Below are 25,556 nucleotides of genomic sequence, written 5' to 3'. Positions count from 1 at the left end.
GTCTCTCTTGTAATTGGATGAATCGGTCACGGTCGTAGCGTCAGCGGCCCAGCAGTCCGCGGGCGGCGAGGTTGCGCAACAAGGCGCTGACGCCAAAGGTCCAGGGGGCGGCGTCGCAGCTGTGGGTCACCTGATTATGCAGGCTGCCGAGCAAGGGGCTGCTGATGCTGACCCGGTCCCCGCGCTTGTGGGTGAAACCGCTGCCGGGATGGTCGCGGTCTTCGGTGGGGGCGAACAGGGTACCGAGAAACAGCACAAAACCATCCGGATATTGGTGGTTGGCGTTGAGTGTCTGGCTTGCCAGGTCCTGCGGGTCACGGCTGATCTGGCTCATGGAGCTCGAACCGTGCAGGCGGTAACCATCTTCGCCTTGTACCTGGAGGTCGACCACGCAGGCGCGTACGTCATCCAGGCTGAAGTGTTCGTCGAACAGGCGAATGAACGGCCCGATGGCGCAGGACGCGTTATTGTCCTTGGCCTTGCTCAGCAACAGCGCGCTGCGACCTTCGATGTCGCGCAGGTTGACGTCGTTGCCCAGGGTGGCGCCGTGGATCTGGCCACGGCTGTTTACCGCCAGCACCACTTCCGGTTCCGGGTTGTTCCATTGCGATACCGGATGAACACCGATTTGGCTGCCGCTGCCCACGGCGGCCAGGACCGGTGCCTTGGTGAAAATCTCCGCATCCGGGCCGATGCCGACTTCCAGGTACTGCGACCACATGCCCTGTTCGATGAGCAAGGCTTTCAGGCGCATGGCTTGTTCGGAGCCCGGCACGATCGCCCGCAGGTTATCGCCGATCACGTTGTGCACGGTGGCGCGTACCGCCTCGGCCCTTGCCGCGTCGCCGCCTGCCTGTTCCTCGATCACCCGCTCGATCATGCTGGCGGCGAAGGTCACGCCGGCGGCCTTGATCACTTGCAAGTCCAGCGGCGGCAACAGAAACGGCTTGGCCGGGTCGGCATGAAGGCCGGTGTTGGCCAGCAGCGCTTCGACGCTGGCGATGAAAGTGCCGGGCGTTTGCCTGACCGCCGCCAACGGCGAGGACGTTTCCAGCACATCGCTCAAGGTCGCGAAACGATCCGACAGGTCGAACACCCCATCACTGCGCAGCACGACGGGTGAAGGCCCGGCGACACGGCCAGGCACCCAGGCACGACCGATCAGGGTGCCGGCGACGCCATCCACTGGCAGGGTGTTCTCGGGAGTAAGCATCAGCGACATGGGCAGTTTTCCTGGGTTCGTAAAGCTTTCAAGCTAGGGCGCGCGGTTGATGAACTCCAATGAGATATATTCAGTATCCGATAACGTCCGGTTATTGCATCGCCGAGGATTGCCCATGTCCGATCTGTCTTTTTCCAGCTTCTGCGGCTGGCTCAAATTCCGCCATCTGCTGTTGATCGATACTTTGGGGCGCACCTGCAACATGCATCTGGCGGCCGAGCAGATGAACCTCAGCCAGCCCGCCGTGAGCAAGATGCTCAAGGAAATCGAAAGCCTGCTCGGCTTCGCCCTGTTCGAGCGCCGCCCCCGGAGTATGCCGCCCACCGCGTTGGGCGAACCTGTGCTGCGTTACGCGCAGATCGCCTTGAACGATGCACGTTCGTTCGTCGAGCAAATCAGCAGCCTGCGCGAAGGCGGCCATGGCTACCTCAAGGTCGGCGGTATCTTTGCCGCGACGGCGGTGGCCTTGCCCGAGGCGATCCTGCAGATCAAGCAGCGCTGGCCCTTGCTGTCCATCGAGGTGGTAGAGCAGACCAGCAACCATTTGATGAAAATGCTTGAAGAGAAAAAACTCGACCTGGCGGTGGCCCGGTTTACCGAGCAAAGCCAGCAACAGCGCTACGACTTCCAACCCCTGGCCCCGGAACCGTTCTGCATCGTGGTCAATGACCGCCATCCCTTGGCGAACGCCGGGCCGACATCCCTGCAGCAACTGGTGGACCTGCCATGGATTCTCTACCCGGTCGGCACGCCGATCCGTGCACGCATGGAACTGGCCTTCGCCGAGGCCGGGGTGGGGATGCCACGCAATACCATCGACACCATTTCCATGCAGACCTTTCTCCAGGTGCTGCAGCGCGGGCCCATGATCGGCATGTTGCCCAATGCCATGGTCGATCCGCTGCTCGAAAGCGGCCAGCTCAAGACCCTCGACACCCCACTGCACCTGGTGCCGCAGGACTACGGCATCCTCACGCGAAAGGACGAACCGCTGGTAGGCGCGGCGCTGGAGTTCGCCGAGATTCTCAAGGACAACGCCCGTCTGAGCGGTTGAATGTGCTGCCGCCATCGCGAGCAAGCTCGCTCCCACAGTTGTTTGGTGTTGACTGAACGATCCGCGACACTCCCGCCCCTATGGGAGCGAGCTTGCTCGCGATGGCGGCGCATCAGCCTGCACTGAACCCTATGGCGAGTACACAGCAGTCCCGCTTGCCAAACCAAGCCTCGATAACAATACGTTATCGACTAATCCAAAAATGCCATTGGGAAAGAATCGATCCCCGACAGTAGAGTCCTCGTTCAACCGCCGGATGAGTCGCTCATTCGACGTGACCCAATAAAAACAATCAGGGGTTACCTCATGCAAACCATCTCCGAGCCGTTGCCCGCCCAGGCAGCCTGCGAACCGGATTTCGAAGACCGGACCTACCGCAAGGTGATCTGGCGGATCCTGCCCGTGTTGCTGTTGTGCTACATGGCGGCGTACCTCGATCGGGTGAACATCGGGTTCGCCAAGCTCGACATGCTCAACGAGCTGCAATTCAGCAACACGGTGTATGCCTTGGGCGCCAGTATGTTTTTCTGGGGCTATTTCCTCTTCGAAGTGCCCAGCAACCTGTTGCTGCATCGCTTTGGCGCACGGTTCTGGATCGCCCGGATCATGCTCAGTTGGGCGGTGATCTCCATGGCCGTGGCCTACACCGTGCCGCTGGCGGCTTTCTTCCACATCGAATCGAGCACGATGTTCTATGTGCTGCGCTTTCTGTTGGGCATCTGCGAAGCGGGTTTTTTCCCTGGGGTGATCCTCTACCTCAACTACTGGTTTCCGACCCACCGGCAGAGCCGGGTGATGTCCGGGTTCCTGCTGGCGCTGCCCGTCAGCCTGACCCTGGGCGGCATACTTTCCGGCTGGCTGATGAACAGCATGCAAGGGGTGCATGGCCTGTCTGGCTGGCAATGGATGCTGCTCATCGAAGGCATCCCGTCGATCATCATGGCGTTCGTCGTGATCGTCTGCCTGGCCGACAACATCGACAAGGCCAAATGGCTGACGGTCGCGGAAAAAGCCCTGCTCAAGGCCAATCTGCAAACCGACAACCAGGGCAAGGCCACGCGCTTGAGCGAAGTGTTCTTCAACCCGCGGGTGTGGTTGCTGGTATTGATCCTGCTGACCTTCAATACCGGTTTCTACGGCCTGGCGTTCTGGATGCCTTCGATCATCAAGAGCACCGGCATCACCAACAGCTTGCACATCGGTTTGCTCACCGCCATCCCGTATTCGGTGGCGGTGGTGGCGATGCTGCTCAACGCCCGGCACTCCAACCGCACCGGTGAGCGGCGCTTGCATGCGGCGATCCCGGCGTTCATTGGCGGCGTCGGCCTGATCCTCAGCGCCTTCTTCGCTGACAACCTGGTGTTGTCCGTGCTCTTTCTCAGCGTCTCCGCTTCGGGGATCCTCAGCCTGATGCCGATTTTCTGGACCCTGCCAGGCACCGTGCTGTCGGGGGTCGCCGCGGCAGCCGGCATCGGCATGATCAACGCCATCGGCAACCTGTCGGGCTTCACCGGCTCGATGATCACTGCTGTGGCCGAAACCCTCACGGGCAACATCAACAACGGCACTTATGTGCTGGCCTTGTGTCTTTTGGTCAGCGGCGGGCTGATCCTGGCCATCCCCGCTTCGATGCTCGGCAGGACCCCCAAGCACGCCGCCACGGCAGCGCAACTGGAGACCGCATGAACCTGCAGAACAAGCGCGTGCTGGTGACGGCAGCGGGGCAGGGCATTGGCTTGGCCAGCGCCATTGCCTTCGCCCGGGCCGGTGCCGAGGTGATCGCCACGGACATCGATATCCATGCATTGGCGGGCCTCGAAGAGGTCACCGCCATGCCCCTGGATGTCACTTCGACCGCTGCCATTGGTGCCGCCTGCGAGCGCATCGGCGGGCTGGATGTGCTGTTCAACTGCGCAGGCTACGTGCACAGCGGCAACATACTGCAATGCGATGAAGCGGCCTGGGCGCGTTCGATGGACCTCAATGTCACGGCCATGTATCGGATGATCTACGCTTTCCTGCCGGGCATGCTGGCCCGTGGCGGCGGCTCGATCATCAACATGTCGTCGGTGGCCTCCAGCGTCAAGGGCGTGCCCAATCGCTTCGCCTATGCCACCAGCAAGGCGGCGGTGGTGGGCCTGACCAAGGCTGTCGCCATCGACTTCGTCAACCAGGGCATCCGCTGCAACGCGATATGCCCGGGCACCGTGGACTCGCCTTCGCTGCGCCAGCGCATCGCCGCCCAGGCCGTGCAACAGGGCGTCGATGAGGCGCAGGTCTATCGGCAATTCCTCGACCGTCAGCCCATGGGACGCATCGGCAGCACCGAAGAGATCGCCCAGTTGGCGGTGTACCTGGGCAGCGATGCATCGGCCTACACCACGGGTGCCATTCACGTCATCGACGGTGGCATGAGCCTCTGAACCCGGTCTTCACTTAAGCAGGAGCACGACATGAAACTATTGCGCTACGGCGAAAAAGGCTCGGAAAAACCCGGGCTGTTGGATAGCGACAATCAGCTACGCGATCTCTCCGGCCATGTGCCGGACATCGCCGGTCAGGTCCTGGGCGCGGACAGCCTGGCAGCGCTCGCCGCCCTCGACCCGCGCAGCCTGCCGCTCGTTGCCGGCCAGCCGCGCATCGGTGCCTGCGTCGGCCAGGTCGGCAAATTCATCTGCATCGGCCTGAACTACGCCGATCATGCGGCCGAGTCGAACATGGCGGTGCCGAAAGAGCCGATCATCTTCAACAAATGGACCAGTGCCATCTGCGGGCCGAACGACGACATTCAGATCCCGCGCGGCTCGCTCAAGACCGATTGGGAAGTCGAGTTGGGCGTGGTCATCGGTAAAGGCGGGCGCTACATCGACGAAGCCAATGCCATGGAGCATGTCGCTGGCTACTGCGTCATCAACGATGTGTCCGAGCGCGAGTGGCAACTGGAGCGCGGCGGCACCTGGGACAAGGGCAAGGGCTTCGACACCTTCGGTCCACTTGGCCCCTGGCTGGTGACCCGGGATGAAATCGCCGACCCGCATACGCTGGATCTGTGGCTGGAGGTTGACGGACACCGCTATCAGAACGGCAATACCCGAACGCTGATCTTCAGCGTGCCGCAACTGATTGCCTACCTCAGTCGCTGCATGAGCCTGCAACCGGGGGATGTGATCTCCACCGGCACGCCGCCCGGCGTCGGCCTGGGCATCAAGCCCGACCCGGTGTTTCTGCGGCCGGGCCAGACCATCCGCCTGGGGATCGAGGGCTTGGGCGAACAGCGTCAGGTCACGGTGCAGGCGGACTGATGGGCTGGGCTCGCTGCCCCCTCAGGGCCCTGTGGGAGCGAGCTTGCTCGCGATAGCGGTGTGTCTGCCGGCATCCATTCAACTGACCTGACGCCATCGCGAGCAAGCTCGCTCCCACACTGTTCCGAGGCGCTACACATATTGATGCCTTACCAATACCCCTGTGGGAGCGAGCTTGCTCGCGATAGCGGTGGTCCGGCCTGGCCTCACTTCGGATCAACACGCTTGACACGCTTCATCACCACCACGAAAAACACCGGCACGAACACCACCGCCAGCGTGGCGGTGATCATCCCGCCGATCACCCCGGTGCCGATGGCCTGCTGGCTCGCCGAGCTGGCACCGGTGGCAATCGCCAGCGGTACCACCCCGAGGATGAACGCCAGCGAGGTCATGATGATCGGTCGCAGGCGCAGGCGTGCGGCCTGGAGCGTGGCATCGATCAGGTCGTGGCCTTCGTCGTACAGGCTCTTGGCGAACTCGATGATCAGGATCGCGTTCTTCGCCGACAGGCCGATGATGGTGATCAACCCGATCTTGAAGAACACATCGTTGGGCATGCCGCGCAACGACACGGCCAATACCGCGCCAAGCACACCCAGTGGCACCACCAGCAGCACCGAGGTCGGGATCGACCAGCTCTCGTACAGCGCCGCCAGGCACAGGAACACCACGAGCAACGACAGGCCCAACAGGATCGGTGCCTGGCTGCCGGACAAGCGTTCCTGCAAGGACAACCCGGTCCATTCCTGGCCCAGGCCCGTCGGCCCCAGGGCCACCAGCCGTTCGATTTCGGCCATGGCTTGGCCGGTGCTGTAGCCCGGTGCCGGTTCGCCGGAAATGCTCACCGCCGGATAACCGTTATAGCGGGTCAACTGCGCCGGCCCCTGGGTCCAGCGGGCCTGGACGAATGCCGACAACGGGACCATTTTCCCGCTGTTGTTGCGCACGTGGATTTTCAGCAGGTCCTCGACCTGGCTGCGCTGGTCGCCCTCGGCCTGGACCACCACCCGCTGCATCCGCCCCTGGTTGGGGAAGTCGTTGATGTAGGCCGAACCCACCGCCGTGGACAACACGCTGCCGACATCGGCAAAGGAAATGCCCAGGGCATTGGCCTGCTTGCGGTCGACCTCCAGTTGCACCTGCGGCGCTTCCGCCAGGGCGCTTTCGCGCACATTTATCAGCATCGGGCTTTTTTCGGCGGCGGCGAGCAGTTCGCTGCGGGCTTGCATCAAGGTGGCATGGCCGAGTCCGCCACGGTCCTGCAAACGGAACTCGAAACCGCTGGAGGTGCCCAGGCCATCCACGGGCGGCGGCAGCACTGAGAACGCCATGGCATCCTTGATTCGACCCAGGGCCAGGTTGGCGCGGTCGGCAATCGACGCCGCCGAATCCTCGGCGCCGCGTTGCGACCAGTCCTTGAGGGTGGTGAAGGCCAGGGCGGCGTTCTGCCCGCTGCCGGAAAAGCTGAAACCGAGAATGACCGTGCTGTCGCCGACCCCCGGCTCACCGGCGTTGTGGGCTTCGATCTGCTCCACCACCTGCACCGTCCGGTTTTTGCTCGCACCCGGCGGCAGCTGGATGTCGGTGATGGTATAGCCCTGGTCTTCCACCGGCAGGAACGAGGAGGGCAGGCGACTGAACAACAGGCCCATGCCCACCAGCAGCACGCCGTAGATCAGCAGATAACGGCCGCTGCGTTTCACCGCATAGGCCACCCACCCCTGGTAGCGGTCGCCGAAGCGGTCGAAGCCACGGTTGAACCAGCCGAAGAAACCGCTTTTGGCGTGGTGATCGCCTTGGGCGATCGGCTTGAGCAAGGTCGCGCAAAGCGCTGGGGTCAAGGTCAGGGCGAGAAAGGCCGAGAACAGGATCGACGTCGCCATCGACAGCGAGAATTGCTGGTAGATCACCCCCACCGAGCCCTGCATGAACGCCATCGGAATGAACACCGCCACCAGCACCAGCGTGATGCCGATGATCGCACCGGTGATCTGCCCCATGGCCTTGCGCGTGGCCTCCTTGGGCGACAAGCCTTCCTGGGCCATGATCCGCTCGACGTTCTCCACCACGACGATGGCATCGTCCACCAGGATACCGATGGCCAGCACCATGCCGAACATGGTCAGCACGTTGATCGAGAACCCCAGCGCGAGCATCGTCGCGAAGGTGCCCATCAATGCCACCGGCACCACCAGGGTCGGGATCAAGGTGTAGCGGATGTTCTGCAGGAACAGGAACATCACCGCGAACACCAGCAACATCGCCTCGCCGAGGGTATAGATCACCTTGGTGATCGAGACCTTGACGAACGGCGAGGTGTCGTAGGGGATCTTGTACTCCACGCCGGCCGGGAAATAGCGCGACAGCTCGTCCATCTTGTTGCGCACCAGGGTCGCGGTGTTCAAGGCATTGGCGCCCGGCGACAGTTGCACCGCCACTGCGGTGGACGGCTTGCCGTTCAGGCGCGTGGAAAACTGGTATTCCTGGCTGCCGATCTCCACCCGTGCCACGTCGGCGATGCGCACCGTCGAGCCATCGGGATTGGCCTTGAGCACAATGTCGGCGAACTCTTGTGGCGTGTTGAGCTGGCCTTTGACGACGATGGTCGCGGTGATTTCCTGGGTGCTACGGCTCGGCAATTCCCCCAGGCTACCTGCCGACACCTGGGCGTTCTGCGCCACGATGGCGGCATTGACATCGGCCGGGGTCAGGTTGAAGCCGACGAGTTTCTGCGGGTCGATCCAGATCCGCATGGCTCGCTCGGCCCCGTACAGCTGGGCCTTGCCGACACCGTCCAGGCGCTTGATCTCGTTCATCACGTTGCGCGCCAGGTAATCGCTGAGGGCCACGTCGTCGAGCTTGCCGTCGCTGGAGGTGAGGGTGATCAGCAGCAGGAAGCCGGCGGAGACTTTGTCCACTTGCAAGCCCTGCTGCGTGACCGCTTGCGGCAGGCGCGACTCCACCGCCTTGAGACGGTTCTGCACGTCGACCTGGGCCAGTTCCGGGTTGGTACCGGGTTGGAAGGTCGCGGTGATGGTGGCGCTGCCCAGGCTGCTCTGGGATTCGAAATACAACAGGTTGTCGGCGCCGTTGAGTTCTTCCTCGATCAGGCTGACCACGCTTTCGTCCACGGTTTGCGCCGAGGCGCCCGGGTAGACGGTGTAGATCTCGATCTGTGGCGGGGCCACCACCGGGTATTGCGCCACCGGCAGTTGTGGGATGGCCAGGACACCGGACAACAGGATGAACAAAGCGACGACCCAGGCGAATACCGGACGGTCGATGAAAAATTGCGGCATGGCTTAGTGTCCTGCCTGTGGCCCGGGAACCTGGGCGAGGGGGAGTGGAGAGTCGTCGATCCGGACGTGCTCGCCGGGACGGGCGTGTTGCAGGCCTTCGATGACGATGCGGTCGCCGGGTTTCAAACCGTGGGTGACGACCCAGCGATCGTTTTGCGCGGCGCCCAGTTGCACCGGTTGCTGGCTGACCTTCTGCTCGGCGTCCAGCAGCAACACCTGGGCGATGCCGGCGCTGTCGCGCAAGATGGCCCGTTGCGGCACGGTGATGCCTTGGCTGTTGACCGCCTGTTCCAGGCGCACGCGGATGAAACTGCCTGGCAGCAGGTCCAGGTCGGGGTTGGGGAACTCGCTGCGCAGGGTGATCTGGCCGGTGCTCGGGTCGACGCTGAGGTCGGTGAACAGCAACTTGCCGGGCAGCGGATAAGGGCTGCCGTCGTCCTGGATCAAGGTGGCCTTGGCTTGGCCCTGGCCGACCGCTTGCAAAAGCCCTGCGCGGAAGGCGCGGCGCAGGTCATTGAGTTCGCGGGTCGATTGCGTGAGGTCGGCGTGGATCGGGTCCAGTTGCTGGATCAACGCCAACGGTGTGCTTTCGTTCTGCCCGACCAAGGCACCTTCCGTCACCAGGGCGCGGCCGATGCGCCCGGATATCGGCGCGGTCACCGTGGCATACCCGAGGTTCAGTTTCGCCCGTTCCACCGCGGCCTTGTTGGCGGCGACGTCCGCGGCCGTCTGGCGCACGTTGGCCCTGGCGTTGTCGTAGTCCTGGCCACTGATCGCCTTGTCGTCGATCAACTGAGCGTAACGTTGTGCCTGCAAGCGGGCCTGGAACGCATTGGCCTCGGCCTTGCGCAATGCCGCCTCGGCACTGTCCAGGTCGGCCTTGAACGGCGCCGGATCGATGCGAAACAGCACCTCGCCCTGTTTGACGTCGCGGCCTTCGTGAAACACCCGCTGCAAGACCACGCCGGCGACCCGCGCCCGGACTTCGGCGACCCGTGGCGCGGCGATCCGGCCGCTCAGCTCGTTGCTGATCGACAGTGGCCGGGCCTGGACCGTTTCGACACGCACGCTTGCCAGCGGGGCGGAGGCTTGCGGGTTCGAGGCGCTATCACAGCCACTGAGCAACAGCGCGCCGACCAACAGGCCCAGTGTGACGAAAGGAATCTTGGACATGGTGCTTCCCCAATATTGAGCCGCCCATGGTAGGGATCGAGGCCAATGCCAGGGGTGAAGCTTTGTAGGCGCTCTGTGAAATTGTGTAAGCGCACAGGCCACTAGATCCGAAAATGCCCCACCAACTGCTGTTGATGGTTGGCCATGGCATGCAACGAATGGCTCGCCTGCGACGCTTCTTGCATCCGGCTGGTCAAGGTTTCGCTGATTGCGCGAATGTCGCTGACGCGATGGCTGATGTCTTCCACGACAGTGCTTTGCTCCAGGGCGGCACTGGCGATCTGTTGGTTCATGTGTTCGATCACTTCCACGGCGTCGGTGATGTGTTGCAGCGCCACATGGGTCTTTTCGACTTGGGCGACGCTGTCCCTGGCCTGTTCGCGGCTCAGTTGGGTGCTGTGCACGACCTCCTGGCTCAGCTGTTGCAACGCTTCGATCACCTCGCGTATCTGCTCGACCGAGTTCTGGGTGTTGCTGGCCAGATGGCGAACTTCGTCGGCCACCACGGCAAAGCCGCGCCCCTGTTCGCCGGCCCTGGCCGCTTCGATAGCGGCATTCAAGGCCAGCAGATTGGTCTGCTGGGCAATGGCACAAATTACGTCCAGCACCTGGCCAATGTGTTGGCTGTTGCCGGCCAGCGCCTGCACTTGCTCGAGCGTGGTTTCCAGGCGCCGGTCGAGGCTGTCAATGCTGGTGACCGCGCTGGCGAATAATTCCCGCCCCGATCGGCTGGCGTTTTCGGCAACGGTGGCGGCATCGGCCGCCTGGTGGGAATGGCGAGCCACTTCCTGGGCGCTGGTGCTCATTTCATGCAAGGCGGTCGCTGCCAGCTCGACTTCCCGGTACTGCGTGTGCATGCCGGCGCTGACTTCCCGGGCCACCCGCGCCGACGTATCGGCGGTGTTGCGGGTGTCCAGGGAGGCTTGCTGGATATCGCGGATAATGGGCTGCAACTTGTCGAGAAAACGGTTGAAGCCCCTGGCCAGATGGCCCAATTCATCGTGGCGATCGTTGGGCAGGCGCCGGGTGAGATCGCCGTCGCCTTCGACAATCGCATCGAGCATATGCGCCACCCTCAGCAGCGGCCGGGTCACGCCGTAAGCGGTGAGCCAGATGAGCGACAGTCCCAAGCCGGCAGCCAGCAAGCCCAGGCTGAGGTTGAGCCAGTTGGCCTGGCGATGCTTGTCGTCCAACTGCGCCTGCATGTGCAGGGCTGGCGCTTGCACAAGCGCTTCAGGTACGCGTATCTGCAATTGCCAGGGGGTATTGGCGGCAACGGTTTGCACGGCTTGCCGAACGTCGACCGAGGGGCCGCCAACCGTGCCGCTATGGCCGGCAACTTGCCCTGACGGGGAAAGAATGTTGATCTCGCTGTGGCCGGGATACAGGTCGTTGGCCAGGCTGGCGGCCAGTTGCTGGAGGGTATCGAGGCTGATGTCCATGCCTACCACACCGATGACGTTGCCCTGGTCCAGCAGCGGTATGGAGATGCTGCTCATCAACGTCTTCTGGCCTTCGACCTCGATCGCGTAGGGCTCTGTCACGCAGGTGCGCCCCAGGGTCTGCGGGCAGACGTACCAGGCGTTGGCCGGCTCGCTGCCCGGTGGTGCGGTGTTGGCGCTGATCTGGGCTTCGCTGAGCACCTCCTGCACCAGGTGGCCGGGTTGGCTTTGCGACCAGTACAAGGCGAAGCGACCTTTTTCATTGCCGGCCAGATCGCGTTGGCCAATGAAACCGGCATCTTCACCGACCAGCGCGTCGGGGAACAGCACCACGTAGAAACCGAGGACTTTTTCGCGGTTCTGAAGGGCTTGGCGGGTCGCGGCGATCAGGTCGCGGCGCAGTTGCCCTGGCGTCAGTCGCCCGTTCCACGCCTGGGCGCGCAGTTGCAGGACCTGCTGGGCAAAACCTTCCCCATAGATCGCGGTTTCGCTGAAAAAGCGCTCCACCCGCTGACCGTGTGCCAGGCCCTGTGCCTGCAGGCCTTCCAGGGCCGAGCGCCCGAGCAGTTGGCTGCTTTGCTGCTTGAGCAGCGTTGCGCCTTGCTGGTTCTGATACAGGGAGGCACCGGTCAATGCCCCGACGACGGCCAGCAGGCACAGCCCACTCAGGAGCGTGATCCGCCATTGGATAGAGAGACGAGCGAAGAACATGCCGAGATTTTCCTGCGCTTAGGGATTTTATTGTTCTGTGCCCAGCACTGTTTGAACGACGGGCAAGGCTATCTTGCGGCAGGAAGCGTCTGCCGGTTATCCCGAATCGGCAGCTTTTGCAGGCATTGGGCTAATGCGAGTCACTTAGGGCGACGACGTCCCTGTGGCGAGGGGATAAATCCCCTCGCCACAGAGGCTGACCTGTTTTGGGGCGCCGCCTCGGATGCTGCCGTTTTGGGATAGCGAAGGGTTTTGGCAAGGGCCTAGCATCGAATCCAGCGTGCAAGCAGAACAATAAGCTTTTGGACGTCGGCGAAACTGGCCGTCTCCGATCCAGCAACAACTGCCTCATACAATAAGGTCAAGAACAATGAGTGTATCTTTCCCGATCAGCAGCTCGACGGAGTTGAAGCGCGGCGCCCTGGGCGTCGGCTTCATCATCTTCTTTGTGATTTCGGCGGCGAGCCCCTTGAGCGTCATCGCCGGCGGTTTCCCCATCGGCATCATGCTGGGCAACGGCGCGGGTACGCCGGCGTTGCTGCTCCTGGCGCTGTTGGTGTTGCTGGCCTTCTCGGCGGGCTACACGGCCATGTCCCGGCACGTGACCAACGCCGGTGGTTTCTATGCCTTCACCTCTCGCGGTTTGGGTGGCCTGGCCGGCGGCGCGGCGGGGGTGCTGGCGATGTTCGCCTACAACATTCTCCAGGTCGGGCTGTACGGCATGTTCGGCGGCGTGGTCAGCGGCACGATGGCCAGTGTCTTTGGCCTGGATTTGCCGTGGTGGACGTATTCGCTCCTGGCGATGGCGAGCGTCGCGATTCTCGGTTATCGCAAGATCGACCTGTCGGCCCGGGTGCTGTCGGTGGTGGTCATTGCCGAGTACCTGGCGATCCTGACGCTGGATTTCGCCATTCTCAAGACCGGCGGCGACAGCGGTATCAATCTCGATTCGTTCGATCGCAGCCATGTGTTCAGCGGCACGCCGTCCATCGGCTTGCTGTTCTGCTTCGCGGCGTTCATCGGCTTCGAGGCCACCACCATCTACGGCGAGGAGGCCAGGAACCCGCACCGTACGATTCCCATCGCCACCTACAGCTCGGTGCTGCTGATCGGTGGTTTCTATGCCCTGTCGGTCTGGGCGATGGTGGTTGGCGTAGGCGCGGACAAGATCGTACCGACCTTGCAGGCGCTCCAGGATCCCACCACGTTCATCTACGGCATGTCCGATCACTTTGTCGGCCCGCACCTGACCCAGGTCATCCGTGTGCTGTTCATGGTCAGCATCTACGCCGGCCTGCTGGCGTTCCACAACGCCGCGGCGCGTTACTTCTATGCCATCGGGCGTGACGGTTTGCTGCACAGCCGGTTGGGCACCACCCACCGCGTGCATCAGAGTCCGCACATGGGCTCGGTCCTGCAGAGCCTGATCGCAGCGGTGGTGGTGCTGATCTTCGCCGCGCTGGACGCCGATCCGATCCTGCAATTGTTCGCCTGGTTCTCCAACCTGGCCACGTTGTGCGTGATCTTGCTCATGGCCCTGACCTCGGCGGCGGTATGGGCCTATTTCCGCTCGCACCCGGAGTTGAAGCTGGGGCTCTGGCGCGGTCGGATTCTTCCGGGCTTTTCGTGCCTGGCATTGCTGGCGGTCCTGGTCCTTGCAGTGATTCATTTCGACGTGCTGACCGGCGCCAGCCAGCTCTTGTCCTACGGTCTTTGCGCCGTCATTCCCGTCGCGCTGATTGTTGGCGTGTTCCTCGCCGCCCGATTGCGCAAGTCCTCGCCGGAGCGGTTCGTGGCGTTGGGCAGCCACAAGCTCTAGGGCGCCACGCGACCACGTCAAACCACACAAAAAACTGCGCTGTCGTTCGGGACGGTCCGGCAGCGCGTGAAAGGAAGATGCTATGCACGATTATCAAATGCTCATCGATGGAGCCCGGGTCGACGGCGAAAACGGCCACTTCGATGTGGTCAATCCGGCGACCGGCACCGTGTTCGCCCGTTGCGCGGCCGGTTCCCTGGCCCAGTTGGACCTTGCCGTCGAAGCGGCGCAGTCGGCCTTTATCGAGTGGCGATACAGCAGCCATGAAGATCGCCGCCAGCGCCTGCTGAGTATCGCGGCGGACATCGAGCAGGACGTCGAGTCGTTGGCCCGGCTGATTGTCCTGGAGCAGGGCAAGCCGCTGGAACTGGCGTTCTCCGAAGTGATGGGCGCGGTGGCCTGGACGCGTTACGCCGCCGAACAACAGATCCCTGTGGAGCTGGTGGAGGAGACCCCGAGCCAGCGTATTGAATTGCACCGCAAGCCGTTGGGCGTCGTCGCATCGATCACGCCCTGGAACTGGCCATTCATGATCGCCGTCTGGCACATCATGCCGGCGTTGCGGGCCGGCAACTGCGTGATCAGCAAACCGTCGAGCCTGACCCCTCTCAGCACGTTGCGCCTGGTGGAGATCATCGCGCGGCATGTCCCTCGGGGCGTGATCAATAGCGTGACCGGCGAACAAGGTTTCGGCAGTGCGATCACTGCCCACGCCGGCATCCAGAAGATCGTCTTCACCGGCTCGACCGCCACCGGCCAAAGCGTGATGCGCGGCGCCGCGGGCAACCTCAAGCGCCTGACCCTGGAGCTGGGCGGTAACGATGCCGCCATCGTGCTGCCCGGTACGTCGGTCGAGGCGGTGGCCGAAGACATTTTCCAGGCGGCCTTCCTGAACATGGGGCAGACCTGCGCCGCCCTCAAGCGTCTGTACATCCACCAATCCCAGTACGAAGCCTTTGCCGAGGCCCTGGCCGTTATCGCCAGGCGCCAGGTGGTGGGTGACGGCCTGGCGCCTGGGGTCACGTTTGGCCCGGTGCAGAACCTCGAACAGCTGACGCTGGTTGAGGAATTGGTGGCGGACGCCCGTGCCCAGGGCGCGCGGGTGTTGTGCGGCGGTGCCCGGCTGGACCGCCCGGGTTTTTTCTATCCGCCGACGCTGGTCGCCGATGTGACCGACGGACAGCGCCTGGTGGACGAGGAACAGTTCGGTCCGGTGTTGCCCCTGATCGCCTATCAGGATGTCGAGGATGTCCTGCGCCGCGCCAATGCCGGCGACATGGGCCTGGGCGGGTCGGTCTGGGGCCGCGACAGCGAGCAGGCACAGGCATTGGCCAGTCGCTTGGAATGTGGCATGGCCTGGGTCAATTGCCATGCGCAGATCCAGCCGAACACGCCGTTTGGTGGCAGCAAGATGTCCGGGTTCGGCGTCGAGTTCGGCCTTGAAGGGCTGTTGGAGTTTACCGGCCAGCAGCTGTTGTACGTACGCAAGCGTGAAACAGAGTGAGGACTGAAACCATGTACGAGCACTACAAGACAGCACAGAAAAAGTTCTGGCACCCGATGAGTTCTTCGGCGCCAGCCAACCGCTCCAAGACCTTGATCATCGCCCGTGGCGACGGCAACTACATCACCGATATCGAGGGCCATCGCATGCTCGATGGTGTGGGCGGCCTCTGGAACGTGAACGTGGGCCATAACCGGCCTTCGGTGAAGGCGGCCATCGCCGCGCAACTGGACGAACTGGCTTATTACCAGACCTTCGACGGCATCGCCCATCCGCGGGTGTTCGACCTGGCCGAGCGGCTGACGTCGATGTTCGCCCAGGAAAACATGGCGCGGGTGCTGTTCAGTTCCGGCGGTTCCGATGCGGTCGAGACGGCCCTGAAAATGGCCCGCCAATACTGGATCGCCAGCGGCGAGCCAGGGCGCACGCGTTTCCTGTCGTTGCGCAATGGCTACCATGGCGTGCACGTGGGCGGCACCTCCGTGGGCGGCAACGGGGTCTATCACTACAACCACGGGCCACTGTTAGCCGGCTGTCATCTGCTCGATACGCCGTGGCTGTACCGCAACCCATGGGACTGCCGCGATCCGGAGGAGTTGACCGTTCACTGCATTCGTCAGTTGGAAGACCAGATCGCGCTGCTGGGTCCGCAGACCATTGCCGCATTGGTCGCCGAGCCGGTGCAAGGTGCCGGTGGCGTGATCGTGCCGCCGGCGCATTACTGGAAGAGGCTGCGTGAAGTCTGTGATCGCCACGGCATCTTGTTGATCGCCGATGAAGTGGTCACGGGGTTCGGCCGCACCGGCTGCATGCTCGGCAGCCGGGGCTGGGGCGTCGCGCCCGATGTGCTGTGCCTGGCCAAGGGCATCACCGCCGGCTACATCCCCATGGGTGCGACGGTGTTCAACCAGCGTATCGCCGATGCCATCGAGAACGGTCCGGGTTTCAGCAGCGTGATCATGCATGGCTACACCTACAGCGGTCACCCGACGGCGTGTGCGGCGGCCCTGGCGGTGCTGGACATCGTCGAAGCCGAGGACTTGCCGGGCAATGCCGGGAAAGTCGGTGCCCAATTGCTGGAGCAACTGCAGCCGCTGACCGAGCGTTATGCGGTGGTGGGCGAAGTGCGCGGCAAGGGCTTGATGATCGCCGTGGACCTGGTGGCGGACAAGGTCACCCGCGAGCCGCTGGACCCGGCCAACGGCCTGGCCTCGCGCATCGCCGAGCAGGCGCGCCGCGCCGGCGTACTGGTGCGCCCGATAGGCAACAAAATCGTGATGTCGCCACCGCTGACCCTCACCTCCGACGAGGCCGCCATGATGGTCGCTGCGTTGGACGGCGCGCTCGCCGATTGCCGCTAGCCCGACCCGCCGGCGCAGCGTGCTGCGCCGGCTCCTGAGTATAAAGACAGCCTTCGAAGGCGCACCACAAGGAGCTCCAGCCATGCGGAACCTGTCGCGTATGGAATTTTTCGGCAGTGGCCTTGCCTGTACGTTGGCGCTCTGCGCCGCGAGTCAGGTCCAGGCCTATGCGTTGTATGCCGATGACGACACTCACCTCAACGCCGACATGCTGGCGGTGTTCGGCCATTTCAACAGTCGCAAGAACTACGACGGCAGGCCTGGCGGTTCAACCTGGCGCGAAGGCTTCATCAAGTATGGCGTCAGCGGCGACCAGGGGCTGGCCGGCCGTGGCAGCGCCTACGGTGCGTTCAGCCTGGTCAGTTCCGCCACCTGGGGCGATGGCGACGCGGCCGGCAATACACTGGGCAGCGAGCGCACGACGAAGATCGAAGACGCTTACCTGGGCTGGCGCTCCGCCGATCTGTTTCCTTTGCTGGGGCAGGACGGTGTCGATATCTCCGGCGGCCGCCAGGTGGTCAAGCTGGGCAGGGGGTTCTTGATCAACGATGACGGGCCGAACCTGGGCAAAGGGCCTGCCGATGGGCGCTTGAATCGCGGGGGTGCCTATTACCTGGCCGCCCGGCACGCCTTCGACCAGACCGCCGTATTGCGTCTGGGCGGGCAGGAGGGGCTGCATGGCAGTGCGGTCTGGCTCAAGTCCGACAACCGTGCCCAGGCCGAAACCGAATTGGCCGCTGGCACGCTGGACTACACCGCCAAGGCCGGGACCTTGGGCTTGACCTGGATCCATGGCCTGGATGTGAGCGACCAGTGGGCCAGCGCTTTCCAGAAGCAACGCGAGGGCATGGATGTCTACAGCATTCGTGGTGAAGGCGACGCGGGCATCGAGAACGCCAGCCTGGCATTCGAATACGCCTGGCAGGACAAGGACGCGGGCCCGCAGAACGCTTGGTACGCCGAGGCCGGCTACACCTTTGCCGATCTCGCCTGGGCACCCAAGCTGACGTATCGCTACACCCGCTATTCGCAGAAGTGGGATTCGCTGTTCACCGGGCAAAGCACGGGTTATGGCACGTGGTTCCAGGGTGAGGTCGCGGGCAATTATGCCGGGCCCTTCAACAGCAACACGGGCATTCATCATGTCGGCCTGACAGCCACGCCGTTGGAGAACCTGACCCTCGGTGCGTTGTACTTCGATTACAACACCGTACGTAAAGACAACGCCCTGAACCTGGATGCCCGTGAGCTGGATGTGTATGCCGAGTGGGCCGTCAACGAGCATCTGATCGTCACACCGCTGATCGGCCTCTACAAGCCGGATCGGGATGCGACGACGGGGGGCAATCAAGTGACGGGCAATGGCACCAACGTGTACAGCCAGGTGACGGTGGCCGTGCCGTTCTGAGGCAGGAGTTGTTCGATAAACCCTGTGGGAGCGAGCTTGCTCGCGATGACGGCGGCCCAATCAACATCCATCTCAACTGATCCACCGCAATCGCGAGCAAGCTCGCTCCCACAGGGAATTTGGGGGGAATTCAAATCCTGCGGTCATCCCGAAAATCGGCCCAGAGCGGTTAGCTCCCTCGCCGTAGGGCACTGGTATGGCTGCACCTCCGGTTTCTAGCCGACGGCAGGCTGGGTATGCATCCGCTCGGCAATCCGCCGGGTGGTGTCCATCACCATTTCAACCACGGTTTCCTGGCGCAGCAGCTTGAAGCTTTGGGTGCTGCCCACGGCCGAAAGGCTGCCCACCACCTCCTCGAGCTCCGGGTTGACGATCGGCGCGGCGATACCGGTGAGGCCCAGGTTGAGTTCGTCGTGGGTCATGCAATAGCCATCCTTGCGGATTTTTTTCGTGGCCTTGGAAAAGCTTGCCCAGTCATGGTCGCTGTCGGGGTCGTTGGCCAGGTGTTCTTCGAACAGGCGTTGCAGGCGCCGACCCTTCTGGAAGGCGATCAATACCTTGGATTGCGCACCGCGAAAAAACGGCAGTGGTTGGCCGCGGCCGAATGAGAACTGGTAGGTGTCACTGGGTTCGGCGATGTAGGTATTGATGATACGGCCGTCGTAGAAAACGCTGGCGAACACCGCCAGGCCAGTGGCGTCGGACAGCTCGTGCATCAACTCGCGGCCTGCCACGAGGATCGGGTCGTACTGCCGCATCATCCAGTCCAGCTCAATGATGCGTGGCCCCAGGCCATAGCTGCCGGCATCCACCCGCACCAGCAGGCCGGCATCGCACAAGTCCTTGACGTAGCGGTACACGGTCGCCCGTGAGAGGCCCATGCGCTCGGCGATGGTCTCGGGGTCGATCTTCAATGTGGCCGGGCCGAAGAGGTCCAGCACACTCAGCATTTTGCTCAGACTGCTCATTTCGCTCCTAAAGGGGGGAATGGCGCGTAGGGGGTCGTTGGGTGAGCACTATAGGTAGCCGCGGCGCTGATGAAAAGCCCGCCCGCTCGCTCAGGAGCGCGTCGCCACGGTAACTCAATGCTTGAGAAATACAAGCGGATTTTCAGTCGTTTACCTTCACAAAATATGCATTAATCTCAAAATATGATTTTAATGCAGAAAAATAGCTTGTTTTGTCGATTGTGCTGTGTGATAAATCTCAGCCACTGCAAACGCTCGATGAAGAGGGCTGGAAATGAATGGTGCGCAACTGATAGTGAAGGCGGCGGTGGCAAGCGGTATCGAATACTGCTTCGCCAATCCCGGAACGACTGAAATTCCCCTGGTGGCAGCCATGGCCAGCGCGCCAGCCCTCAAGCCGGTGTTGTCCTTGTTCGAAGGGGTATGCACCGGTGCGGCGGATGGCTACGGCCGGATTGCCGGCAAGCCGGCGATGACCCTGACTCACCTCGGCCCAGGCTTTGCCAATGGCATTGCCAACCTGCACAACGCACGTCGCGCCAACACCCCGATCGTCAACGTCATCGGCGATCATGCGTCCTGGCACGTCAATTACGATCCACCGCTGGCCAGTGACATCCAGGCGTTGGCCGGCAGCGTTTCCAAGTGGGTACGGACCTCGCGCACGGCGTCGGGCGTCGGTGAGGATTTCCAGGAGGCGGTGCGTGCCGCCTGGCAAGCCAACGGCCAGATCGCCAGCCTGATCCTGCCGATGGACCTGCAAGCCAGCACCGTGCAGCACGAGAAAACCTTCACGGCATTGCAGGCTCCGGTCCGGCGTTTTGCCGGTGACCGGGTCGAGGCGGTCGCCCAGGCACTGCGTGATGGTCGGCGCCTGGTGTTTATCGTCGGCGACCAAGGCTTGTCCGTCGCCGGCCTGGAAGCGGCGGGGCGCCTGGCGCAACTGCCGGGCGTGCGGCTGTTCGCCGAAACCTTTCCGCGCCTGAGTTATCGCGGTGGTGGCCTGCCAGACCTGGATCGCCTGCCTTACTTCCCCGAAGTGGCCATCGAGATCCTTGACCAATACGACGCGGTGGTCTGCGCCGGCGTCCCCGAGCCCATCAGCTACTTCGGCTACGAAGGCATTGCCTCCCGGCTGGCAGAGCGTGAACGCCTGCTGTGTCTGGCCGAGGTGGGGGACGACGTTGCCGGGGCGCTCACTGCGCTGGCCGATGCGCTCGAGGCGCCGGCTTACGTGCCCACGCCAACCGGTATCGAACTGCCGCCCGGCGAAGCCGCGTTGACACCGCAGTCGGTGGGCCAGGTGCTGGCCGCATCGTTGCCGGACGACTGCATCGTTTCGGTGGAAGGCGGCACGTGCGGCTATCCGTTCTTCACCGCCTCGGCCCATGCCGCACGGCATCGGGTCCTGACCAACACCGGTGGGGCCATCGGCCAGGGCATCCCGGTGGGCTTTGGCGCCGCCATGGCCGAGCGTGGCAACAAGGTGTTCTGCCTGCAATCGGACGGCAGTGCCCAGTACACCATCCAGACCTTATGGAGCATCGCCCGCGAGCAACTGCCGGTAGTGATCCTGATCGCGGCCAACCACCGCTACGCCATCCTGCAGAACGAGTTGCGCCGCTTCGGCATGACCGAGCTGGGCCCCGAGGCCCTGAGCCTGACGGTACTGGACCGCCCACGTATCGATTGGAAGGCCCTGGCCAAGGGCTACGGCTTGCCGGCCAGCACTGTGCACACCAACGGTGAGTTGCAACGCGCCTTGGCCAACGCCAAGGCCGACGGTGGTCCTTGCCTGATCGAAATGGCGCTGTGAAGGAGCGGATATGAACCCGATTCAATTGTTACCTGCGGTCGAGAAGTTCCTGTCGCAACCGGGGCGTCTGTTTATCGGCGGCACTTGGCAGGACGCCGCCGATGGCCGCCGGTTTGCCGTGGAAAACCCGGCCACTGAACAGACCCTGGCTGAAGTCGCCGAAGGTGGCGAACGCGACGTGGATGCCGCCGTCGCTGCCGCCCGCGTGGCCTTCACGGGGACCTGGGCGCAGCAGTCCCCGGCCCAGCGCGGGTTGCTGCTGTTTCGCCTGGCGGAACTGCTCGACCAGCACCGCGAAGAGCTGGCGCAACTGATCACCCTGGAAAACGGCAAGCCAATCGGCGCGGCCCGGGGCGAAGTGGCCAGCGCGGCCAATATCATTCGTTACTTCGCCGGTTGGCCGACCAAGATCGAAGGCAGCACGCTGCCGGTGTCGCCCTCCAGTGGCGCGCCGATGCTCAATTACACCTTGCGCGAGCCGGTGGGCGTCTGCGCGTTGATCGTGCCGTGGAACTTCCCGCTGACGATGTGCGTGTGGAAGCTCGGCCCGGTGCTGGCGACCGGTTGCGTCGCGGTGCTCAAGCCCGCCGAGCAGACGCCCCTGGTTGCCATTCGCCTGGTGCAGTTGATCGAGGCCGCCGGTTTCCCGGCCGGGGTGGTCAACCTGCTCACTGGCCTTGGCGCGCAGACTGGGGCACCGCTGGCCCGGCACCCGGACGTGGACAAGATCGCCTTCACCGGCTCGACCCAGGTGGGACGACTGATCGCCCAGGCGGCCACGGGCAACATGAAGAAGGTCTCCCTGGAACTGGGGGGCAAGTCCCCCAACATCATCCTGCCGGACGCCGACATCGTCCGGGCCGCCAAAGGCGCCGCCGATGGCATTTTCTACAACCAGGGCCAGGTTTGCACCGCCGGATCGCGTCTGTATGTGCACGCCAGCGTCCTCGACCAGGTGCTTGAAGAACTCCAGCGCCACGCGGCCGCTCATGTGCTGGGGCCAGGCCTGGATCCGGCCAGCAGCATGGGCCCGCTGGTTTCGGCCCGGCAATTGGGCGCGGTGCGCGGCTACCTGCAACGGGGCCAGGAAGAGGGCGCCGAACTGATCTGCGGCGGTGACCGGCCGGCCCACCTGGAACGCGGCCACTTCATCCGCCCCAGCGTGTTTCTCGACCGCGCCGAGCGCGCCTGTGTCGCCCGGGAAGAAATCTTCGGCCCGGTACTGACCGTCATGAGCTGGACCGAAATCGATGAACTGGTGCTGCGCGCCAACGACTCGCCTTACGGCCTGGCGGCGGGTCTCTGGACCCGTGACTTGCGCTCCGCCCATCGCGTGGCGGCGCAGTTGAAGGCCGGCTCGGTGTGGATCAACTGCTGGAACGTCGTCGACCCGGCCTCGCCATTTGGCGGCTACAAGCAGTCCGGCTGGGGTCGGGAAATGGGTAAGAACGTGATCGATGCCTACACCGAAACCAAAAGTGTCTTCGTCGATCTGGCTTGAACCGAATAATCACAAGAGGAACTGCTATGGATCTGGAATTGCAAGGCCGCGTGGCGATCGTCACCGGCGGCGGTATGGGCATCGGCAAGGAAGTCGCGCGCTTTTTGTCCCAGGAGGGTTGCAAGGTGGTGATCTGTGCGCGGCGCATGGAGTTTCTCCAGCAAGCCGCCGAAGAAATCACCGCCGAGACCGGCAACGAAGTACTGCCGCTGTACTGTGACACCAACCAGATGTCGGCGGTGTCCGACATGGTCGAGGCGGCCCACAAGCACTTTGGCCGCATCGACATCCTGGTCAACGGCGCCGCGGCACCGTCCGGCGTGGTGCGCAACGACATCGAACATGCCGGCGACGACGAATTGCTTTCGGACCTCAACACCAAGGTGATCGGCTATTTCCGTTGCGCCAAGGCGGTGACCCCGCACATGAAGGCCGGTGGCTTCGGTCGCATCATCAACATCGGTGGCTTGACCGGGCGTGGCAGCAAGGTCCTCTCGGGCATGCGCAACCTGGCCATCGCCCACATGACCAAGACGCTCTCCGACCAACTGGGCCCTTCCGGCATCACCGTCAACCTGATCCACCCCGGTGTGGTCGACACCCCGCATATCCAGGAGCTGTACGAGCGCGAAGGGGTCAAGCAGGGCAAGACGCCTGAGCAGGTGGAGCAGGGCTACATCGACGCGACGCCGATCCGGCGCACCCTGGCGCCCATCGAAATGGGCTGGCTGATCGGTTTCCTCGCATCCCCCAAGGCAGGTGCCGTGACCGGGGAATCCATTGGCATCGACGGCGGCTTGACCCGTGGCATCTTCATTTGAGGAGCAGCAGTGATGAGTAACGGAACCCTTTTGGTCGCCACCGTAGGGCAAGCGGTGATCCGCAGCGCCGACGATGGCCGTACCTGGCATCGCCTGGGCCTGGGCCAGGACCTGGAATTCGATGCGATCACCCGATCCCTGAGTTTCCATCCGGGTACGCCCGAGGTGATCTACGCCGGCACCGACGTCGGTCTGTGCATCAGCCGCGATACCGGCGGCCATTGGCAGCGGGTGGATTCGCCGTTCAACGGGCAGACCGTCTGGAAGGTGGCGGTGGATCCCCAGGATGCACAGCGTATTTTCGTGGGCACCGGTGCGCCCTCGCGCGCCGTGCTATGGCGCACCCTCGACGGTGGCCAGCACTGGGACCGTGCTCCCGTGGAGATCCCGGAGTTCTGCGATGGCGTCAGTCGTCCACGCCTGCTGGCTTTCGCCTACGACCCGACGGACCGCAACCAGCTCTGGTTCGGCCTGGAAGAGGGCGGGCTGTTCCACAGCCGTGACGGTGGCGAGAGCTGGACCCGCGTCGATGATCGCTTGCTGTGGGACTTCAACTCGGACGTGCACAACATCGTGGTCCTGCCCAACCATGGGCAAAAGGTCATCGTCGTGGTGTGCGTCAATGCTGTTTACCGCAGCCTCGACGAGGGGCAGACCTGGACCGGCATCGTCGCCCGGGAAGCCTTCGGTCTGTATTACGTGCGCGCCATGAATGCACCGTTGGGCGGCGAGGATACGCTCTACCTGAGCATCTCCGACGGCACCCCGGGCACCACCAGCAAGGTCCTGGTTTCCCGGGATGCCGCCCTCGGTTGGGAAGTGCTGCCGCTGCCGCAACAACCCAACTCCTGTGTCTGGGCGATTGCCTTGAACCCTGCCGACCCGCGCCAGATCGTCGCCGGCACCAAGTACGGGCATCTGTTCACTTCCGAAAATGGCGGTGACGGCTGGCAGAAGCAGTGGCGTGAATTCAGTGAAATCGCTGACGTGCTCTGGACCCCCGCCGTGGCGCAAATCAAGTCCGGGCATCAATCCATCATCAAGAAAAACTGAGGTATCGCGCGATGAAAGTCGAAGTCGTTCGTACTCACCTGTCGTTGTTCGTGAGCGACCCGGAAGTGTCGGCCCGTTGGTACGCCGATGTGCTGGGCATGCATGAAAGCGCCCGGGGTGAAAGCTGGATCATGATGGCGTTTGGTGCCAAGCATCATGACATCGCGTTGCTCCGCGCAGAGCCCGGGGCCCACCAGGGCGGCCTGGGGTTGCAGCACTACGGGCTGGAGATCGCGGGTGACATGACCACCCTGCGCAAGCTCTACGGCATGTTGCTGAACAAGGGCGTCGAGGTGGTGAAGATCACTGACCACGAGATCGGCAACGGCGTGTACTTCAACGACCCCGACGGCAATCGCATGGAGTTTTTCCTCGAGTCCGAACACGACGACGAGCGCGGCAAGGCCCGCTTCAAGGCCGCTGGGGCCCCCAGCCGGCATTTCGATCTCGACCCACTTTAAAGAGGCAAGTCTGATGAAAAACGCGAATTTCGCCAGTTACCACATCCGCAAATGGTACAGCTTCGTCGAGGAAACCCTGGCCAACGAAACCGGCCAGTTGGCCGATGGCGAGCCGCTGTTCAAGTACGCCATTGGGGCGGTGATCGCCAACCCTTACGCCGGACGTTTCAGCGAAAGCCTGGCCGAGTTGATAGAACCGTCACCCTTGCTCGGCCAGGAGTTTGGTCGGCGTATCCAAGCCTTGGCCGGCGAGCATGAGATTGTCAGTTACGGCAAGGCGTGCCTGGTGGGCAGCCAGGGCGAGTACGAGCACGGCAATGCGTTGCTGACCAATCCGGCGGCGGATCCGATCCGTGTCGCATTGGGCGGTGGCAAGTCCTGGGTGCCCTCCACCGGCAAGCGCGGCGGGCCTGGCGTGACCATCGACGTACCGCTGGCCCACAAGGACGCGCTGTATGTCCGCTCCCATTACGACAGCATTTCCCTGTCGTTCGGCGATGGTCCCTCGGCCGACGAGTTGATCATCATCTGGGCCTTCGCCACGCGCGGGCGTTTGCATGCACGCCTGGGTGGTCTGCGGGCCGCTGACGTCAAGGGCAATGACGGCCTGTATTGAGGTGCGCTGACGTGGGAAGCCA

19 protein-coding genes and 1 pseudogene are annotated in these 25,556 nt (G+C 63.3%); 14 read left to right on the top strand and 6 right to left on the bottom strand.

Translation table 11 applies throughout. The features are described from left to right. Nucleotides 1-40: 40 nt before the first annotated feature. Nucleotides 41-1,222, bottom strand: a complete 1,182-nt coding sequence (locus BLU85_RS13075; protein ID WP_092203588.1) for a fumarylacetoacetate hydrolase family protein — start codon at nt 1,220-1,222, stop codon at nt 41-43. A 115-nt stretch (nt 1,223-1,337) separates the two neighbouring features. On the opposite strand from BLU85_RS13075, the gene BLU85_RS13070 reads away from it, so the two are divergent. From BLU85_RS13070 to BLU85_RS13055, 4 genes are all read left to right on the top strand, one after another. After that, entirely contained in the window at nt 1,338-2,276 is a 939-nt protein-coding gene (locus tag BLU85_RS13070; protein WP_092203590.1) for a LysR family transcriptional regulator, read from the top strand. A 306-nt stretch (nt 2,277-2,582) separates the two neighbouring features. Beyond that, nucleotides 2,583-3,962: an MFS transporter gene (locus BLU85_RS13065; RefSeq protein WP_092203592.1), complete on the top strand. Its 1,380-nt coding sequence runs from the start codon at nt 2,583-2,585 to the stop codon at nt 3,960-3,962. Continuing rightward, entirely contained in the window at nt 3,959-4,699 is a 741-nt protein-coding gene (locus BLU85_RS13060) for an SDR family oxidoreductase (protein WP_092203594.1), read from the top strand. Before BLU85_RS13065 ends, BLU85_RS13060 begins: the two co-directional genes overlap by 4 nt. A gap of 30 nt (nt 4,700-4,729) precedes the next feature. Further along, entirely contained in the window at nt 4,730-5,578 is an 849-nt protein-coding gene (locus tag BLU85_RS13055; protein WP_092203596.1) for an ureidoglycolate lyase, read from the top strand. Nucleotides 5,579-5,784: 206 nt separating this feature from the next. Here the strand turns inward: BLU85_RS13055 and BLU85_RS13050 are convergent, their stop codons facing one another. From BLU85_RS13050 to BLU85_RS31700, 4 genes and pseudogenes are all read right to left on the bottom strand, one after another. After that, complete coding sequence (locus BLU85_RS13050) at nt 5,785-8,880, bottom strand: efflux RND transporter permease subunit (protein ID WP_092203598.1); 3,096 nt, start codon at nt 8,878-8,880, stop codon at nt 5,785-5,787. 3 nt (nt 8,881-8,883) lie between these two features. Further along, nucleotides 8,884-10,053: an efflux RND transporter periplasmic adaptor subunit gene (locus tag BLU85_RS13045; protein WP_092203600.1), complete on the bottom strand. Its 1,170-nt coding sequence runs from the start codon at nt 10,051-10,053 to the stop codon at nt 8,884-8,886. A gap of 101 nt (nt 10,054-10,154) precedes the next feature. Further along, complete coding sequence (locus BLU85_RS31705) at nt 10,155-10,910, bottom strand: methyl-accepting chemotaxis protein (RefSeq protein ID WP_371914237.1); 756 nt, start codon at nt 10,908-10,910, stop codon at nt 10,155-10,157. Nucleotides 10,911-11,012: 102 nt separating this feature from the next. After that, nucleotides 11,013-12,206: pseudogene (locus tag BLU85_RS31700) on the bottom strand (HAMP domain-containing protein); the annotation flags it as partial. A 370-nt stretch (nt 12,207-12,576) separates the two neighbouring features. Between BLU85_RS31700 and BLU85_RS13035 the strand changes: the two are divergent. The 4 genes from BLU85_RS13035 to BLU85_RS13020 all read left to right on the top strand — a co-directional run bounded on the left by BLU85_RS13035 (nt 12,577) and on the right by BLU85_RS13020 (nt 18,298). Beyond that, complete coding sequence (locus tag BLU85_RS13035) at nt 12,577-14,025, top strand: APC family permease (protein WP_092203603.1); 1,449 nt, start codon at nt 12,577-12,579, stop codon at nt 14,023-14,025. An 82-nt stretch (nt 14,026-14,107) separates the two neighbouring features. After that, complete coding sequence (locus BLU85_RS13030; protein WP_092203605.1) at nt 14,108-15,529, top strand: aldehyde dehydrogenase family protein; 1,422 nt, start codon at nt 14,108-14,110, stop codon at nt 15,527-15,529. A gap of 11 nt (nt 15,530-15,540) precedes the next feature. Then, nucleotides 15,541-16,890 (top strand): aminotransferase class III-fold pyridoxal phosphate-dependent enzyme, encoded by a 1,350-nt coding sequence (locus tag BLU85_RS13025; RefSeq protein ID WP_092203607.1) that lies wholly within the window; start codon nt 15,541-15,543, stop codon nt 16,888-16,890. An 82-nt stretch (nt 16,891-16,972) separates the two neighbouring features. Then, entirely contained in the window at nt 16,973-18,298 is a 1,326-nt protein-coding gene (locus BLU85_RS13020; RefSeq protein WP_092203609.1) for an alginate export family protein, read from the top strand. A gap of 215 nt (nt 18,299-18,513) precedes the next feature. Here BLU85_RS13020 and BLU85_RS13015 read toward each other — a convergent pair whose 3' ends face one another. Beyond that, on the bottom strand, nt 18,514-19,266 hold the full coding sequence (locus tag BLU85_RS13015) for an IclR family transcriptional regulator (RefSeq protein WP_092203611.1): 753 nt from the start codon (nt 19,264-19,266) through the stop codon (nt 18,514-18,516). 274 nt (nt 19,267-19,540) lie between these two features. On the opposite strand from BLU85_RS13015, the gene BLU85_RS13010 reads away from it, so the two are divergent. From BLU85_RS13010 to BLU85_RS12985, 6 genes are read left to right on the top strand one after another with little or no spacing between them, the layout of a single operon-like run. Next, nucleotides 19,541-21,082 (top strand): acetolactate synthase large subunit, encoded by a 1,542-nt coding sequence (locus tag BLU85_RS13010; protein WP_092203613.1) that lies wholly within the window; start codon nt 19,541-19,543, stop codon nt 21,080-21,082. A 10-nt stretch (nt 21,083-21,092) separates the two neighbouring features. Continuing rightward, entirely contained in the window at nt 21,093-22,583 is a 1,491-nt protein-coding gene (locus BLU85_RS13005) for an aldehyde dehydrogenase family protein (protein ID WP_092203615.1), read from the top strand. 26 nt (nt 22,584-22,609) lie between these two features. Next, the gene (locus BLU85_RS13000) at nt 22,610-23,404 is read left to right on the top strand and encodes an SDR family NAD(P)-dependent oxidoreductase (protein WP_060742718.1); all 795 of its coding nucleotides are present in this window, start codon (nt 22,610-22,612) and stop codon (nt 23,402-23,404) included. Between the two features lie 12 nt (nt 23,405-23,416). Further along, nucleotides 23,417-24,457, top strand: a complete 1,041-nt coding sequence (locus BLU85_RS12995; protein WP_092203617.1) for a VPS10 domain-containing protein — start codon at nt 23,417-23,419, stop codon at nt 24,455-24,457. An 11-nt stretch (nt 24,458-24,468) separates the two neighbouring features. Continuing rightward, nucleotides 24,469-24,918, top strand: a complete 450-nt coding sequence (locus tag BLU85_RS12990) for a VOC family protein (protein ID WP_060742716.1) — start codon at nt 24,469-24,471, stop codon at nt 24,916-24,918. Between the two features lie 13 nt (nt 24,919-24,931). Further along, a complete protein-coding gene (locus BLU85_RS12985; protein WP_092203619.1) occupies nt 24,932-25,534 on the top strand; it encodes an amino acid synthesis family protein in 603 nt (200 codons plus the stop codon). Nucleotides 25,535-25,556 lie beyond the last annotated feature (22 nt).

This window comes from Pseudomonas sp. NFACC14, assembly GCF_900106885.1.
GTDB classification, from domain to species: Bacteria; Pseudomonadota; Gammaproteobacteria; order Pseudomonadales; family Pseudomonadaceae; genus Aquipseudomonas; species Aquipseudomonas fluorescens_AA.
The sequence above is the reverse complement of the archived record's forward strand: the minus strand, read 5'-3'. Positions and strand labels throughout refer to the sequence as shown.